General features: G+C 55.7%; 17 protein-coding genes. 8 read left to right on the forward strand and 9 right to left on the reverse strand.

Going from position 1 to position 15,755, the window contains the following annotated elements; translation table 11 throughout:
* Nucleotides 1-6: 6 nt before the first annotated feature.
* The 4 genes from clpX to AABB29_RS13085 all read left to right on the forward strand — a co-directional run bounded on the left by clpX (nucleotide 7) and on the right by AABB29_RS13085 (nucleotide 2,481).
* Complete coding sequence (gene clpX / locus AABB29_RS13070) at nucleotides 7-1,272, forward strand: ATP-dependent Clp protease ATP-binding subunit ClpX (protein ID WP_341366493.1); 1,266 nt, start codon at nucleotides 7-9, stop codon at nucleotides 1,270-1,272.
* Nucleotides 1,273-1,276: 4 nt separating this feature from the next.
* On the forward strand, nucleotides 1,277-1,660 hold the full coding sequence (locus tag AABB29_RS13075; RefSeq protein WP_341366492.1) for a RidA family protein: 384 nt from the start codon (nucleotides 1,277-1,279) through the stop codon (nucleotides 1,658-1,660).
* Between the two features lie 61 nt (nucleotides 1,661-1,721).
* A complete protein-coding gene (locus tag AABB29_RS13080) occupies nucleotides 1,722-2,105 on the forward strand; it encodes an NADH:ubiquinone oxidoreductase subunit NDUFA12 (protein WP_341366491.1) in 384 nt (127 codons plus the stop codon).
* 10 nt (nucleotides 2,106-2,115) lie between these two features.
* On the forward strand, nucleotides 2,116-2,481 hold the full coding sequence (locus AABB29_RS13085; protein ID WP_341366490.1) for a DUF2155 domain-containing protein: 366 nt from the start codon (nucleotides 2,116-2,118) through the stop codon (nucleotides 2,479-2,481).
* Here the strand turns inward: AABB29_RS13085 and aat are convergent.
* The 9 genes from aat to AABB29_RS13130 form a co-directional block, all read right to left on the reverse strand.
* Complete coding sequence (gene aat / locus AABB29_RS13090; protein ID WP_341366489.1) at nucleotides 2,445-3,098, reverse strand: leucyl/phenylalanyl-tRNA--protein transferase; 654 nt, start codon at nucleotides 3,096-3,098, stop codon at nucleotides 2,445-2,447. The genes AABB29_RS13085 and aat overlap by 37 nt on opposite strands.
* 5 nt (nucleotides 3,099-3,103) lie before the next feature.
* A complete protein-coding gene (gene accC / locus AABB29_RS13095; RefSeq protein WP_341366488.1) occupies nucleotides 3,104-4,450 on the reverse strand; it encodes an acetyl-CoA carboxylase biotin carboxylase subunit in 1,347 nt (448 codons plus the stop codon).
* Nucleotides 4,451-4,459: 9 nt separating this feature from the next.
* Nucleotides 4,460-4,969 carry an acetyl-CoA carboxylase biotin carboxyl carrier protein gene (gene accB, locus AABB29_RS13100; RefSeq protein ID WP_341366487.1) on the reverse strand — a complete coding sequence of 170 codons (510 nt, stop codon included), beginning with the start codon at nucleotides 4,967-4,969 and terminating at the stop codon, nucleotides 4,460-4,462.
* 113 nt (nucleotides 4,970-5,082) lie between these two features.
* The gene (locus tag AABB29_RS13105) at nucleotides 5,083-5,433 is read right to left on the reverse strand and encodes a hypothetical protein (protein WP_341366486.1); all 351 of its coding nucleotides are present in this window, start codon (nucleotides 5,431-5,433) and stop codon (nucleotides 5,083-5,085) included.
* Between the two features lie 117 nt (nucleotides 5,434-5,550).
* Nucleotides 5,551-6,300: an ABC transporter ATP-binding protein gene (locus AABB29_RS13110; protein WP_341366485.1), complete on the reverse strand. Its 750-nt coding sequence runs from the start codon at nucleotides 6,298-6,300 to the stop codon at nucleotides 5,551-5,553.
* 45 nt (nucleotides 6,301-6,345) lie between these two features.
* Nucleotides 6,346-7,104, reverse strand: a complete 759-nt coding sequence (locus AABB29_RS13115) for an ABC transporter ATP-binding protein (protein WP_341366484.1) — start codon at nucleotides 7,102-7,104, stop codon at nucleotides 6,346-6,348.
* Between the two features lie 11 nt (nucleotides 7,105-7,115).
* Entirely contained in the window at nucleotides 7,116-8,312 is a 1,197-nt protein-coding gene (locus tag AABB29_RS13120; RefSeq protein ID WP_341366483.1) for a branched-chain amino acid ABC transporter permease, read from the reverse strand.
* A 4-nt stretch (nucleotides 8,313-8,316) separates the two neighbouring features.
* Entirely contained in the window at nucleotides 8,317-9,348 is a 1,032-nt protein-coding gene (locus AABB29_RS13125; RefSeq protein WP_341366482.1) for a branched-chain amino acid ABC transporter permease, read from the reverse strand.
* Nucleotides 9,349-9,479: 131 nt separating this feature from the next.
* A complete protein-coding gene (locus AABB29_RS13130; RefSeq protein ID WP_341366481.1) occupies nucleotides 9,480-10,817 on the reverse strand; it encodes a substrate-binding protein in 1,338 nt (445 codons plus the stop codon).
* 222 nt (nucleotides 10,818-11,039) lie between these two features.
* Between AABB29_RS13130 and AABB29_RS13135 the strand changes: the two genes are divergently transcribed.
* The 4 genes from AABB29_RS13135 (at nucleotide 11,040) to AABB29_RS13150 (ending at nucleotide 15,751) form a co-directional block, all read left to right on the forward strand.
* Entirely contained in the window at nucleotides 11,040-12,344 is a 1,305-nt protein-coding gene (locus AABB29_RS13135; RefSeq protein ID WP_341366480.1) for a short-chain fatty acyl-CoA regulator family protein, read from the forward strand.
* A 79-nt stretch (nucleotides 12,345-12,423) separates the two neighbouring features.
* Complete coding sequence (locus AABB29_RS13140) at nucleotides 12,424-12,792, forward strand: response regulator (protein WP_341366479.1); 369 nt, start codon at nucleotides 12,424-12,426, stop codon at nucleotides 12,790-12,792.
* Complete coding sequence (locus tag AABB29_RS13145) at nucleotides 12,789-13,061, forward strand: hypothetical protein (protein WP_341366478.1); 273 nt, start codon at nucleotides 12,789-12,791, stop codon at nucleotides 13,059-13,061. Before AABB29_RS13140 ends, AABB29_RS13145 begins: the two co-directional genes overlap by 4 nt.
* The gene (locus AABB29_RS13150; RefSeq protein ID WP_341366477.1) at nucleotides 13,061-15,751 is read left to right on the forward strand and encodes an ATP-binding protein; all 2,691 of its coding nucleotides are present in this window, start codon (nucleotides 13,061-13,063) and stop codon (nucleotides 15,749-15,751) included. Before AABB29_RS13145 ends, AABB29_RS13150 begins: the two co-directional genes overlap by 1 nt.
* The last annotated feature ends 4 nt before the right edge of the window (nucleotides 15,752-15,755 follow it).

Consider the following 15,755-nt stretch of genomic DNA (forward strand, 5'->3'; position numbering starts at 1 on the left):
TTTGAGATGGCGAATACATCTGGCAACGACAGCAAGAATACTTTGTACTGCAGTTTTTGCGGCAAAAGTCAGCATGAGGTTCGTAAACTCATCGCAGGGCCAACGGTTTTCATCTGTGATGAATGTGTCGAACTGTGCATGGATATCATCCGTGAGGAAACGAAGACCGCAGGTCTGAAATCCGGCGATGGTGTCCCAACGCCGACCGAAATTTGTCAGGTTCTTGATGATTATGTCATTGGCCAGATGCACGCGAAGCGCGTGTTGTCGGTCGCTGTGCATAACCATTACAAACGCCTAAATCACGCCGATAAGGCCGATATTGAACTGGCGAAGTCCAATATCATGCTGATCGGCCCGACTGGTTGCGGTAAGACGTTGCTGGCTCAGACGCTTGCGCGAATCCTAGATGTTCCCTTTACCATGGCGGACGCCACCACGCTGACCGAGGCGGGTTATGTTGGGGAAGATGTTGAAAACATCATTCTTAAATTGCTTCAGGCCTCTGAATACAATGTTGAGCGTGCGCAGCGCGGCATCGTTTATATCGATGAGGTCGATAAGATCACGCGCAAGTCTGACAATCCATCCATCACCCGCGACGTGTCGGGCGAGGGTGTACAGCAGGCGCTTTTGAAAATCATGGAAGGCACTGTCGCATCCGTTCCGCCCCAAGGTGGCCGGAAGCATCCGCAGCAGGAATTCCTGCAGGTCGACACCACGAACATCCTGTTCATTTGCGGTGGCGCCTTCGCCGGATTGGATAAGATCATTGCACAGCGCGGCAAAGGCTCTGCAATGGGCTTTGGCGCGGATGTCCGCGAAGATGATGATCGCGGGATCGGTGAAATTTTCACAGATCTTGAGCCGGAGGATTTGTTGAAATTCGGGCTGATCCCGGAATTTGTTGGCCGTTTGCCTGTTATCGCGACACTGACAGATCTGGATGCAGATGCGCTGATCACGATCCTGACAGCGCCCAAGAACGCGTTGGTCAAGCAATACCAGCGCCTGTTTGAGCTGGAAGACACCAAGCTGACCTTCACCGAAGACGCGCTGAGCGCCATTGCGAACCGCGCGATCGAACGTAAGACAGGGGCGCGGGGGCTGCGTTCAATCATGGAAGATATCCTGCTGGATACGATGTTTGACCTGCCCGGTATGGATACGGTCACCGAAGTGGTTGTGAACGAAGAGGCTGTGACCTCAGATGTGGCACCGCTGATGATCCATGATGATGGCAAAAAGAAAGAGCCTGCGACAGCAAGCTAAGCCGATGTCTGTCAAACACATCACAACCGGATCGCCATTTGAGAAGCAAATCGGGTACAGCCGCGCTGTGGTGGCAGATGGCTGGGTATTTGTGGCTGGCACCACCGGTTATGACTATGCGTCGATGACTATGCCGGACAGTATCGAAGAGCAGTGCCGCAATACGCTGGATACGATTGCAAAGGCCTTGGAAGAGGCCGGTAGCGGGCTCGATCACGTTGTGCGCGTTAACTATATCGTGCCGAATACAGATGAATGGCCGGCCTGCTGGCCGATCACTTCGGCAGCGTTCGCCAAGGCACGCCCGGCGGCGACAATGATTTCAGCGCAGCTACAGAACCCTGAAATGAAAATTGAAATCGAAGTTACAGCGCGGGTTCCCGGCTAAGTATACTGGACCTTTCAGCTGTGTTCGTGCATGGATGAACCACGGTATTTGGAGACGCGCAATGGGCCTTGGTCACAACATCAAACGTATCTTTACCTGGTGGGATGGGCAGTCTTTTGGCACCCAGCTTTGGACCAGCCGCAATGGCGAAAAGGTTGGCGAAGATGCTGAGGGCAATGTCTATTATCGAAATGCAGATGATAGCCGCCGTTGGGTGATCTATGATGGTGAAAACGAAGCTTCGCGGGTCAGCCCTGAGTGGCATGGATGGCTACATCATACATGGGATGAACCGCCTACCGAGGTCGCTGTTTCGCACAAAGACTGGGAAAAGCCGCATCAAGAAAACCTGACTGGCACGCTTGCGGCGTATGCGCCAGCAGGCTCGATTCGCAAGTCAGCCCCGGCAGAGCGGGCCGATTATGAAGCTTGGTCACCTGAATAGGAAATCCACGATGCTATTGCGGGCGTTTGCACTCTTTGCCGTTTGGGGGACATCCGTTGTCGCGCAGGACCAAGTTGAAGCTGTGACCGCCCCAGGGGGTGATCTACGTGTGTTGGACAAGTTGACCGGCGATGTGACCGACCTATCCCTGCAAAATGGCGAAACGGCTGCCTTGGGCTTTTTGAAAGTGACTCTGAATGAATGTCGTTACCCCGCCGCAAACCCGTCAGGTGATGCTTTTGCAGAAATCGTGGTGACTTATCGGGACGAACCGCAGCCACTTTTTACGGGCTGGATTTTAGCATCATCGCCCGCGCTGCATGCAATGGATCATCCACGTTATGATATTTGGGCGCTGCGCTGTATCACGTCCTGAGCGTGGGGAATATGACGCCCAGCGGCATTGAAATATGCGGCTGTGTCTAGAGCGGCGGCGAGTTTTTCCTGAAAGACACGGCGCGGAATCTCGACCGCGCCAAGGCTTGCCAAATGCGGCGTGAGGAACTGCGTATCAAACAGCTGATAGCCACCTGACCGAAGCCGATCGATCAGATAGGCCAACGCAATCTTTGAGGCGTCTGTGGCTTTGCTGAACATGCTTTCGCCAAAGAACGCACCACCAATGGAAACGCCGTATACACCGCCGACCATCTTTTCGCCGTCCCAAATCTCGATCGAGTGGGCGTGGCCTGACTGGAATAATGCGGCATATAAATCGATGATGGTGTCGTTGATCCAGGTTTCGTCCCGATCGGCGCAGTTTTGCATGACATCCCGAAAGGCCCGATCAAAGCTGACCGTGAACTTTGTGCGGCGCATTGTCCGTGCCAGACTGCGCGAAATATGAAACCCGTCTAATGGAAAGATCCCGCGTCGCTTTGGATCGACCCAAAAGACCTCTGGATCGTTCCGACCTTCTGACATCGGGAAAACACCGACCCGGTAGGCCTGCAACAGCAGTTGCGGGGTGAGGGGCGGATCGGTGTCTTTCATACGGCCTAGTTCAAGTTTTGCTCAAGCCAATGTTCAAGCCAGTGAATATTATATTCGCCGGTTTGCACCGCCTCTTCCTCGAGCAACGCGTGGAACAAGGGGATCGTGGTGTCGACACCATCCACAATCAATTCACCCAAGGCGCGGGCGAGCCGGGCCAAAGCCTCTGGTCGGTCCCGCCCTTGGACGATCAGCTTGCCGATCAAGCTGTCGTAGTAGGGCGGAATACGGTAGCCATCATAAAGCCCGCTATCCATGCGCACCCCTAGCCCGCCGGGGGCGTGATACTGCGTAATGGTGCCGGGACAGGGGGCAAAATCGGGCAGCCTTTCCGCATTGATTCGTACCTCAATGGAATGCCCGTTGATTTTCAGGTCGTCTTGCGAGAAGGACATAGGCAGTCCAGCAGCAACACGCAGCTGCTCGCGCACCAGATCGACACCAAAGATGCCCTCTGTCACAGGGTGCTCCACCTGCAGGCGGGTGTTCATTTCGATGAAGTAGAATTCATCATTTTCGAACAGAAACTCGATGGTGCCCGCGCCGATATAATTGATCTTGGCGACCGCATCTGCGCAGACCTTACCGATCCTGGCGCGCAGCTCTGGCGTGATGCAGGGGCCAGGTGCTTCTTCGAAAACCTTCTGGTGCCGCCGCTGGAGCGAACAATCCCGTTCGCCAAGATGCACCGCGTTGCCTTTGCCATCGCCAAAGACCTGGATTTCGATATGCCGCGGTGTTGTGAGGTACTTTTCGATATAGACCTCATCATTGCCGAAGGCGGCTTTGCCCTCGGCACGCGCGGACATGAACGCCTGTTCCATGTCGCTTTCGGTCTGCGCGACTTTCATACCGCGCCCGCCACCGCCAGCGGTGGCCTTGATAATGACAGGATAGCCGATCTCCGCCCCGATCCGTTTGGCGTCTTCCAAAGTGGGGACGCCACCGTCCGAGCCGGGCACGCACGGCACCCCAAGCGCCTTCATTGTGTCTTTGGCGGTGATCTTATCGCCCATGACACGGATATGCTCGGCTGTGGGGCCAATGAATGTTAGGTCATGATCTTCGACAACCTGCACAAAAGCGGCGTTTTCCGAAAGGAACCCATATCCTGGGTGGATCGCCTGCGCGCCGGTGATTTCACAGGCCGAAATAATAGCCGGAAAAGACAGATAGCTTTGCGCCGAGGAGGGGGGCCCGATGCAAACGGCCTCATCTGCCATGCGGACATGCATCGCGTCGGCATCCGCCGTGGAATGAACCGCGACGGATTTCACGCCCATTTCCCGGCAGGCCCGGACAACGCGAAGGGCGATTTCGCCTCGGTTTGCGATAAGGATTTTATCGAACATGGGTGCGCCTTATTCGATGATCACAAGAGGGGCGCCAAATTCGACTGCGCCACCATCTTCGACCATGATCCGTTTGACCGTTCCGCTGCGTGGAGCTGGAATATGGTTCATTGTTTTCATGGCTTCGATAATCAGTAGCGTATCGCCTTCGTTGACGGTCGCACCGGTGCTGATGAAAGGGGCAGCGCCAGGTTCGGGGGCTGTATAGACCGTTCCGACCATGGGTGAGGTGACCGCACCTGGGTGGTTGGCAGGGTCGCCAGCGTCGGCAGCCTGCGCGGGCGCTGGCGGCGCAGCTGCGGGGGAAGCAGTTGGGGCAGCCGCTACAGGGGCCGGTGCTGCTGCGGGGACACTGGCCTGGACGATGGTCTGAATCTGCCGGCTGACCCGGACGTTAAGACTGTCATTTTCGCCATAGTCCCGTTTGACCTGTAATTCGGTCAGGTCATTTTCGCGAAGCAATTCTGCCAGTGCCTGAATAAAGCTGACATCGCTGTCGTGAGGGGTTTTGTTGCTCATTTTTTCCTCGGCCCGTTGCCCAATTCTGCGCGCTTCGCGACGTTACGTCACAAGCTTGGAACTGCTTATAGGGCAACCCGCCCGAGGTGGAAAGCGGGGGAGGATTGAAAATGTCAGGCGTCTGTATTGACAGGTTGCGCCGGATCCTGCGTTTTGGCGTCATTTTCGGCGTCAGGCGCGGCCGCCATTTCAGCCTCTGCATTTCCATCTGAGGGAAGCATCGGCGTACTATAGGGGCGCAACGTCCGTTCATCGGGCGCAATTTCGCCAGGCTGCTCTGGAAACTCTGTTCCAGATAATCTTGCACTGACGACTTGTGCGACAAAGGGTTTATTGGTGGGAATTGTCGCCGCACCTTCCATCTTTTCTACGATTGGAACTTTAGTATCCCGCGTTGGTTCCTTGTTTGGTACATAGGGCGCGGCCGCCACAGATTTGGGCGCAAAGGTTACTGAACTATCCATCTCTCGGCTCCGAAAAGCTACATTTATGATGGATTAAGAATCGCAAGCGGGCCTTACCAGTAGGTTAAGGCCCGCATCACTTGTTCCTCGCATTTTAGTAAAATGCGTAAGCCTTTGTCAGATCGCCAGATATTGCGCCCGCAATGCTTCGTCATCCAATACTTCTTGGGCCGATCCATCAAAAACAACGGTACCGGTATCCAGGATAACCGCCCGGTCTGCCAGTTTCAGCGCGGCCACGGCATTCTGTTCGACGATAACTGTTGTGATCCCCTGATCACGGATCACACCAAGCGTCTTTGCAATTTCCTGTACGATCACCGGCGCCAAGCCCTCATAGGGCTCGTCCAGCAGCAGAACCTTAATGTCGCGGGCAAGGGCCCTTGCAATGGAGAGCATTTGCTGCTCGCCCCCGGAAAGTGTCACGCCCTCCTGTTTGCGCCGTTCCCCAAGGCGCGGGAAAAGGTCATAGATACGCTCCAGTGACCATCCATGCGGCGGTGCAATTTGGGCGAGTTGCAGGTTTTCCTCGACGGTCAGCCCAGGGATAATCCGCCGGTCTTCGGGTACAAGGGCAATGCCATTTTGTGCAGCCTGATGGCTTTTCATTTCATGCAATGGCTTGTGATCAAGCCAGATTTCACCATGTGTCAGCTGCGGGTCGTCTAGCCGGGCAATCGTCCGCAGCGTGGATGTTTTTCCAGCCCCGTTGCGGCCCAGTAGCGCCAAGATCTCACCTTCATGGATGTTGAAGCTGACATTTTGCACAATGTAGCTTTCGCCATAATAGGCTTCGATTTCCCAAATACTCAGGTAAGCAGGATGGGTCGCCGCATTATTGGCGTGTTTGTTGAAAGGTGCATTCATTTTCGTGTCTCCTGCCAAATCATTTTTCGCGAAAAATGATCCGGGTTAAACCTGCGCCTCACCCAGATAGGCTTCGCGAACCTTGGGGTGGCCTTTGATGTTGTCAGGCGTGTCTTCGACAAGCGGGGTGCCCTGCGCCAATACGGTGATCCGCTCGGCCAGTGAGAACACCACATTCATGTCATGTTCGATAATCGCCATGGTGATCCCGCGTTTTTCACGAATTTCCTTCAGCAGGTTGATCGTGTTTTCGGTATCGGCGCGTGCCATCCCCGCTGTTGGCTCATCAAGGAGCAAAAGCTTGGGATCCTGCACCAGGCACATGGCCATTTCCAAACGCCGCTTGTCGCCGCGCGACAGGCTGGATGCAATCATCTCTTTTTTCTCAAGCATATTGACGTCCGCCAGAATGGCCTCGGCCTGTTCTTGAATGCCCTTTTCAGAAAAGATGCTTTCGATTGCATGCATCCGAAAGGCGCCATCCCGCTTGGCGAAACAGGGGATCATGACGTTCTCAAATACACTGAGATCACTGAAGATTTCCGGTGTTTGGAACACACGGCTGATCCCCATTTGATTGATCTCATGAGGTTTGCGCCCCAAGACCGAATGGCCGTCAAACATAACCGACCCGCTATCCGGTACGAGCTTCCCGACAAGCACGTTCAGCAGGGTCGATTTACCGGCTCCATTGGGGCCGATAATCGCGTGAGTGGTGTTCTCGGCCACGCTGAGGTTCACATCCCCTAGCGCTTGCAAGCCGCCGAACCGTTTATTGATGCCTTTGACTTCAAGGAGTCCCATATCCAATCCCCTTATTCGGCTGGTTCGGTTGCGTTTGGTTTGGCGTCTTCGGGCGATTTGCGCCGAAACGCCGAAGCGATCTTTTGTCCGCCCTGCACTAGGCCGCCGGGCAGGAAGATGACGACCAACATGAACAGGATGCCAAGCGTCAGGTGCCAGCCCTTGCCCACAAAGGGGTAAACGATGGCGACCAGAAAATCCTCGATCCCGTCAGGCAGGAAGGCGAACCAGTTGTGCAGAATATCCTTGTTGATCTTCGAGACGATGTTCTCGAAATATTTGATGAAACCGGCCCCTAGGACAGGACCCATCAGTGTCCCTGCGCCGCCTAAGATGGTGATCAGAACGATCTCGCCCGAGGCGGTCCAGAACATCCGCTCTGGTCCCGCTTGGGTGTCCATCGCCACCATCAGACCGCCCGCCAGACCGGCATACATCCCAGAGATGACGAAGGCCGCCAATGTGTAAGGCTTTGGGTTCAGCCCGGTATAGCTCATCCGGTTTTGGTTGGTTTTCACTGCCCGCAGCATCATCCCAAAAGGCGAACGGAAGATGCGGATCGACAAGTAGAAGGCCAGCAGCATCACCACGGCGCAGATGTAGTAGCCCGTGTTGAACGTGAAGGCCCAGTTGCCAAGCTCAAGCACGTAAGAGCTTTTCATATCCAGCCCGAAGAGATTGGCGCGTCCGATCTCGCCTGCTTCTTTGGCCCCGTCAAGAATGGGGGCATCGGTTGATTTTAGTTGCAACCCTGTCTCGCCCCCTGTCAGTGGTGTCAGAACCGAATAGGCCAAGGAATAAGACATCATCGCAAAGGCCAGCGTGAGGATCGAAAAGTAGATCCCAGAGCGCCGTAGTGAGATGAAGCCAACAACCAGCGCGAACAGGGCAGCTACGATGATCGCCGCAATCATGCCGGGGATAATGTTGGTGGTCACCAGTTTCATCATCCAGATGGCGGCATATGACCCCACTCCCAGAAACGCGGCGTGCCCGAAGCTCAGGTATCCTGTCAGCCCGAAGAGGATATTGAACCCAATCGCAAGGATCCCGAAGATCACAAAGCGCTGCATCAGGTCAGGATAGCCCGCGTTGAATTGCGCCATCGCGGAGCCTTCGGGGAAGGGGTTCAGCAGGAAAGGGGCCATCATCGTCAGGAAAAGGACGATCAGGAAGATCCGCCAGTCTTTTGCGTTAAGTCCGATCATTGGATTATTCCTCCATCACGCCTTTGCGGCCCATCAGGCCACGCGGACGCGTCAACAGAATGATGATTGCCACCAGGTAGATGACGATTTGGTTGATCCCAGGCAGCAGCTGCACCACACCGGGCATTGAGGCAAAGCTCTCCAACACGCCCAGCAGGAAGCCGGCCAAGACCGCGCCGGGCAGGCTGCCCATGCCGCCGACAACCACCACAACAAAGCTCAGTACAAGGAAATCCATCCCCATGTGATAGTTGGGCGCTACAATGGGCGCGTACATCACCCCAGCAAGGCCTGCGACCGCTGCCGCGATGCCAAACATGATAGTAAACCGCCGGTCGATATCGATGCCCAGCAGCCCAACCGTCTCGCGATCGGCCATCCCAGCCCGTACGACCATCCCAAAGGTGGTGAACTGCAAGAAGGCAAAGACGGCGCCGATGATGGCGATTGCAAAGAAGAAATAGACAAGCCGCCAGTACGGATAGATGATTGCGTTTGGATCAAAACCGAATGCGACGCCGAAATCAAAGCTGCCGACAAAGGCCTCTGGTGCAGGCGTTGGGATCGGGTTCGCGCCGTAGAAGTATTTCACGACCTCCTGGATCACGATGGCAAGGCCAAAAGTGACAAGGATCTGGTCAGCATGCGGGCGCTTGTAGAAATGCTTGATCAGTCCGCGTTCCATGATGAAGCCGATTGCGATCATGATCGGAATGGCGACCAGGATTGACAGCGGGACGGCCCAGTCGATGATTGCATTCCCGGCAGCTTCACCGAAAAAGTCGTACACATAAGGCACGTCCACTTGTAGCGGATTGCCCAAAAAGTCGGTGCGCGTTTCGTCGACAACCTTATGGCTGAGCGTCAAAACCTTGTTCAGGGTGACCGCGACGAAGGCCCCCAGCATGAACAACGCCCCATGGGCGAAGTTCACAACGCCCAGGGTGCCGAAGATAAGTGTCAAACCCAACGCGATCAGCGCATAGGCAGAGCCTTTATCAAGCCCGTTTAGAATTTGCAGTATGAACTGGTCCATTTGCATGACCTCTGATCGGTTAGAGACTGGGCAGGCCGCCCATCGTCCGTCCGCGCCGAAAGCGCGCTGATAATTTCAATGAAAAGGGAAGGGGGATCACCGGCCGATGGCCGATGATCCCATAATTGCCCTTAAGCGCCTGGGTTACAGGAGCCCAGCTCGCCGCCGAAGATCGAGGCGTCATAAGTGACCTGCGCCGCAGGTGTGACTTCAACGATTTCCAGAAGGTCGAACTCGTTTTCCGGGTTCTCTTTACCCTTCACAACCAGCACGTCTTTGAAACACTGGTGGTCTTCCGCACGATAAAGTGTCGGGCCGTTGCCCAGACCGTCAAATTCGAAGCCTTCCAGAGCTTCTGCAACGGCGCATGGGTTGAACGAACCGGCGCGGGTTACGGCATCTGCATACAGCAGGGTCTGCACATAGCATGTGTGCGCGGCCTGGCTTGGCGGGAAGCCGTATTTGGTGCCGAAGGAGCGTACAAAAGCCTGGCTGCCTGCGTCCTGCAGCGACCAGTGCCAATTGGTTGAACCGAAGATGCCTTTCACGTTCGCACCCGCACCTTTCGCCATCAGGCGAGAATACAGTGGTACGATGATTTCGAAGTCTTTGCCGTTGGCTTGTGCTTCGCGCAGACCGAACTGAACCGCGTTGGTCAGCGAGTTCACCATGTTCCCGCCGTAGTGGTTCAGCACCAGCACGTCAGCACCAGAGTTCAGAACCGGGGCGATATAGGATGAGAAGTCAGTTTGTGTCAGCGGTGTTTTCACAGCGTTCACAGTTTCCCAACCCAAAGCCTCGGTCGAGGTGCGCACGGCTTCTTCTGTGGTGTAACCCCAGTTGTAGTCGGCGGTCAGGTGGTAGGCGCGGCGGTCGGTGCCGTAGTTGGCAGCAAGGATTGGCGCCAGCGCGGCACCCGACATGTAAGAGTTAAAGAAGTGACGGAAACCGTTGGCCTTCTTGTCCTTACCGGTTGTGTCGTTCGAGTGGGTAAGACCTGCCATGAAGATCACGCCAGCTTCCTGACACAGGGCCTGCACGGCCACGGCCACACCAGAGGAAGACCCACCAGTGATCATGATCGCGCCGTCTTTTTCGATCATCGAACGGGCCGATGCGCGGGCAGCGTCAGATTTCGTCTGCGTATCGCCGGTCACATATTTAACTTCGCGGCCCAAGATGCCTGTGCCGTCCAGTGCTTTGGACGAGAAGGTGGTCAGCATGCCGCCATCGCCGCCGCCGTTCAGATGCTCAACAGCCAGCTCATAGGCGCGCAGCTCATCTGCACCCTCGTCAGCGTAAGGACCGGTTTGCGGTACGTTGAAACCCAGCGTGACCTCGCTGTCGCCTGGGGCGTTGGTAAAGCCAGCGTGCCCGTCTGCGCGCAAATATGTTGGCAAAGCAAGCCCTGCACCGGCAATCGCGCCGGTCTTCAGCACACCGCGCCGCGAGAAGTTCGATTTGGACATGAATATCCTCCCTAGAGTTTATAAGCCGATCCAGCCTCCTCACTGGCCCGACACGCACTTTACAATGCTCTTTCACTGTCGGGGAGAGATGGCAATTTGGGCAACAAGCCATTGGGGGTGCTAGACTTATTTGTAAATTTATGCACTAAGTGCGCGAAGATATGTGTAAAGCTGTTTTCTTGCGCCTGCAGAAAGCGATTGAAACTGTTAAGGGAATCCTAATTGCCAACCCGTCGACTTACCGGCTCACGGATCAGAGAAAAGCGACTTGATCAAGGGTTGCGCCAGGCCGCTGTCGCTGATGCCGTCGGGATTTCGGCCTCTTATCTGAACCTGATCGAACATAACCGCCGCAGAATCGGCGGTAAGTTGTTGTCGGATATTGCGCGCATCCTTGGGGTTGATCCGTCGCTTTTGACCGAAGGTGCGGACAGTGATCTGCTGGATCAGATGCGCAGTGCCGCTGCTGCATCCGATGACGGGGTTGAGATCGCCCGCACCGAAGAACTTGCCGCGCGTTACCCCGGTTGGAGCCGCTTGATCACATCTCAGGCCCGCCGCTTGGGTGAATTGGAAGAGCGGGTACAGGTCATGCAAGACCGGATGGCGCATGACCCCGAACTTGCCGATGCGCTGCATGATGTGATTTCGGCTGTGACCTCAATCAGGTCGTCCTCGGCAATTCTGACCGGACAAGAGGAATTGGATGCCGATTGGCAGCGCCGGTTTCACGAAAATATCCATAGTGACAGTATCCGTCTTGCCGCCCGAAGTGAGGCGCTGATCACTTATCTTGAAAAGCCGGATATGGATCTCGATACGTCAAATAGTCCACGCGCGGCGCTAGAGGCGTTTCTGGCTGTGACCGGCCATCATCTGGCTGATTTAGAAAACTCCAAGCCGGATGTTGCATCTGTCGTGGCGGGGTCCGGCCTAAACGGTAGTGCCGCCGACTTGCTGCGCGATTTTGCCATCCGATACAGCGCTGATGCGGAACTGATGCCTTTGACGGCTTTTTCCAAGGCCAGTGAAGCTGCAAAATATGACCCAATCGCCCTTGCTGGCCAGTTCAATGCGCCGCTTGATGCGGTTTTGCGGCGCATCTCAACACTTCCGGCAAACGCCGGTCATCCTCCGACGGGGCTCGTGATATGCGATAGTTCGGGCACGATTGTTTTGGCGAAATCGGTGCCGGGCTTTGTGTGGCCGCGCACCGGCGGCGCTTGTCCGCTTTGGCCGGTATTCGGTGCGCTGAGCCGCCCGACCCAACCTGTCCGGCAAGAGGTCGTTTTGCCCGGCGCGCCAGAGCCGCGTTTTCTAAGCTATGCTATCGCCGTGCCGATCAGTACCCCGCGCTATGACGCGCCGCCTGTTCTGCAAAGTACGGCTTTGCTGATGCCAGATCCGCCGCAGGGTACAGATCATCCTGTTGAATTGGGCATTTCTTGCCATATCTGCCCACGCCCGGCCTGCAATAGCCGCAGAGAGGCCCCCATCGCGGGCGTTGCATTGCAATCTGCACTTTGACAGCACGCCCGATTGCCCTGATAGTCAGCCCGAGGGGATCCTCGGGAGGGGATACGGGAGTAAGAGGAGAAACGATGGGATGGGCAAACGTGTCCTTCTGATCGAGGATGAGCCGAATATCATCGAGGCGATCAGCTTTATTTTGTCCCGCGATGGTTGGACAGTGCACACACATGAGGATGGTCAGACGGCCATGGAAAAAATCACGGCCACGCCGCCGGATATGATCATCTTGGACGTGATGCTGCCGGGGCGCAGTGGTTTCGACATCCTGCGCGATCTGCGTGATCATGACGTATCAAAGGACATTCCTGTGATGATGCTGACAGCAAAGGGCCAAGATAAGGACCGCGAATTGGCGCTGCGGCTGGGGGCGAACCATTTTATGACGAAACCCTTTTCCAATGCCGATGTCCGTGACCATGTGCGCAGCTTGATCGGCGCATGAGCAGCCCAAAAAACGCATCGGTTTTTCTAGAGCGGGCGAGCTACAAACAAAGGCGCTTGACCGATGCTGCCCGGCTTTTGCCTATTCTGGGCATGCTGTTATGGGCCATCCCCTTGCTTTGGGGCGCAGATGAACCCGTCCAAACATCAAACGCCCCCGCGCTGCTTTATGTGTTTGGCGTTTGGATGGCGCTTATCGCCGTCAGCGCGTTGATCGCGCGCTGGCTTGAGCCGGGTGAGGAGCCATTCGAAGCCGAAGGCAAAGAGTAATGGTTTCCTTTAACCTTCTGATCTTTGCGGCGCTGAGCTATGTCGCAATCTTATTTGCCGTCGCCTTTCTTGCCGAACAAAGGGCCGCCGCAGGACATTCTAATTGGCTGCAATCGCCGCTGATTTATACTTTATCGCTTAGCATCTATTGCACCGCCTGGACCTTTTATGGCGCTGTTGGGTATGCTGCGCGGTCGGGGCTTGAGTTTGTAACGATCTACCTGGGGCCAACGCTGGTAATGGTTGGTTGGTGGTGGCTGTTGCGCAAGCTGGTGCGGATTGGACGAACGCAGCGCTTAACCTCGATTGCTGATCTTGTCTCGTCACGCTTTGGTAAATCGACGCTTTTAGGGGTCATGGTCACTGTGATTTCAGTGATCGCAGCAACCCCTTATATTGCGCTGCAGCTCCAATCTGTGACCTTGTCTTTCGCTGTTTTCGCCCGCCCCAACGCGGGGTTATGGGAACCGGCTGATTATAATGCGACGGCAGTCTGGGTCGCGCTCGGCCTCGCTGTTTTTACGATTTTGTTCGGCACACGCAATCTGGATGTAAATGAACGTCACCATGGCATTGTGATGGCCATCGCGGTTGAGGCGGTCGTGAAATTGATGGCATTGCTGGCTGTGGGCATATTTGTTGTGTGGCAGGTTGCTGGCGGGCCCGGCGAGATGTTGCAGCGTATTGAAACCTCGGACATTACCCTATGGGAGCAAGATAACGGACGCTGGATCAGCCTGATCTTTCTCTCAGGTGCCGCGTTCATCTGCCTGCCCCGGATGTTTCAGGTGCTTGTCGTTGAAAACGTCGATGAGCGGCACTTGCGGATCGCCAGCTGGGCCTTTCCAAGCTACCTTTTTCTGATGAGCCTGTTTGTAGTGCCGATTGCGGTCGTGGGGCTCGATCTGCTGCCGACGGGAAGCAACCCGGATCTGTTCGTTCTGACGATCCCGATTGCGCAGGGCCGCGACGGGCTTGCAGTCTTGTCATTCCTGGGCGGATTTTCCTCTGCCACATCCATGGTGATCGTTGCGACAATTGCGCTGGCAACGATGGTGTCGAACCATATCGTCGTCCCAGCCTGGCTGCATATGCAATCAGGCGAGCATGCGATGATGTCTGGTGACGTTCGCCAGGTGATCTTGCTGGCGCGCAGGTTGTCCATTGCCGGGATTTTGATGCTGGGCTTTATCTACTACCGGCTTTCGGGCGGGGGGACCGCGTTGGCCGCAATCGGTCTGGTGTCATTTACAGGAACTGTACAGATTCTGCCTGCTCTGGTTGGCGGCATCTTTTGGCGTGGCGCGACCCGTATCGGCGCGGCGCTTGGGCTGGCGACAGGTCTGATGATTTGGACCTGGACTTTGTTCTTGCCAAGCTTCGGTGCTGATGCGGCGATCAGCCAAGCTGTATTTGCCCAGGGCCCATTTGGCATTGCCTGGCTGCGCCCGCAGGCTTTGTTTGGGATCGCGGGGCTTGATCCGCTGGTGCATGGGATCATGTGGTCGATGCTGTTGAATACAGCGATGTTTGTCATCGGATCGTTGCTAAGTTTCCCCGCTCCGCTTGAACGCTTGCAGGGCGCGCAATTTGTTAATGTGTTTGAACGCTCGGCCGCCGCCCCAGCCTGGAGCAGCGCCGCCGCAGATGCAGAAGATTTGCTGATTATGTCCCAGCGCATCTTAGGCAGCCGCGAGGCGCAGGCGATTTTCGAAGCGGAAGCGGCCAGCCAAGGATTAACAGGCTATTTGCCCGAAGTGACAGCCGGTTTCATTCAACGGCTTGAACGTGAGCTTGCGGGGTCCGTGGGTGCGGCGACCGCTCATGCCATGATCGGCCAGCTAACCGGCGGAAGCGGCGTGTCCGTGGATGATCTGATCGCGGTGGCCGACGAGGCCGCCCAGATTTTGGAATATTCCAACAAGCTTGAGGCAAAATCGGCTGAACAAGAACAGACGGCCCGGGCTTTGCGCGACGCCAATGACAAACTGACGGCGTTGTCGATCCAGAAGGATGCATTTCTCAGTCAGATCAGTCATGAACTGCGCACGCCCATGACCTCAATCCGGTCGTTTTCCGACATCCTGCGCGATGAAACCACACCGGCCCAGGCCAGAGAGCGTTACGCCGGGATCATCAATGATGAAGCTATGCGCCTGACCCGGCTGTTGGATGACCTGCTGGATCTTTCAGTGCTTGAAAATGGGCAGGTCGTGCTGAATGAGCAAAGCGGGGATCTGTCCTCTCTGATCGACCGTGCGGTTGATGCGGCTGGCGTGCAAGAGGGTGGATTGCGCGTAAGCCGTGACCTTGCGGCCGAGAAAGTAACGCTGTTTGCCGATTTGGACCGGTTGGCGCAGGTCTTCATTAATCTGATCTCAAATGCGCGAAAATATTGTGACGCGGCAGAGCCTGCTTTAACGATCACTGTCTCCAAGAATGAAGACTTCTATTTTGTTGATTTTATTGACAATGGCAACGGGATTTCACCAGAGAATGAAGAGCTGATTTTTGAAAAATTCTCGCGCGTGTCTGACCAGTCTCAGGCAGGGGGCGCGGGCCTGGGATTGGCGATTTGTCGTGAGATCATGCATCGCTTAGGTGGCGATGTGACCTATTTGCGCAGCGGTCCGGGGGCTGCTTTTCGGGTGACGTTGCCCATGTCAAAAATGCCTCATGCGTTAGGATAAACGT

It is taken from the genome of Yoonia sp. BS5-3 (assembly GCF_038069655.2).
In the GTDB taxonomy this organism is placed as follows: domain Bacteria; phylum Pseudomonadota; class Alphaproteobacteria; order Rhodobacterales; family Rhodobacteraceae; genus Yoonia; species Yoonia phaeophyticola.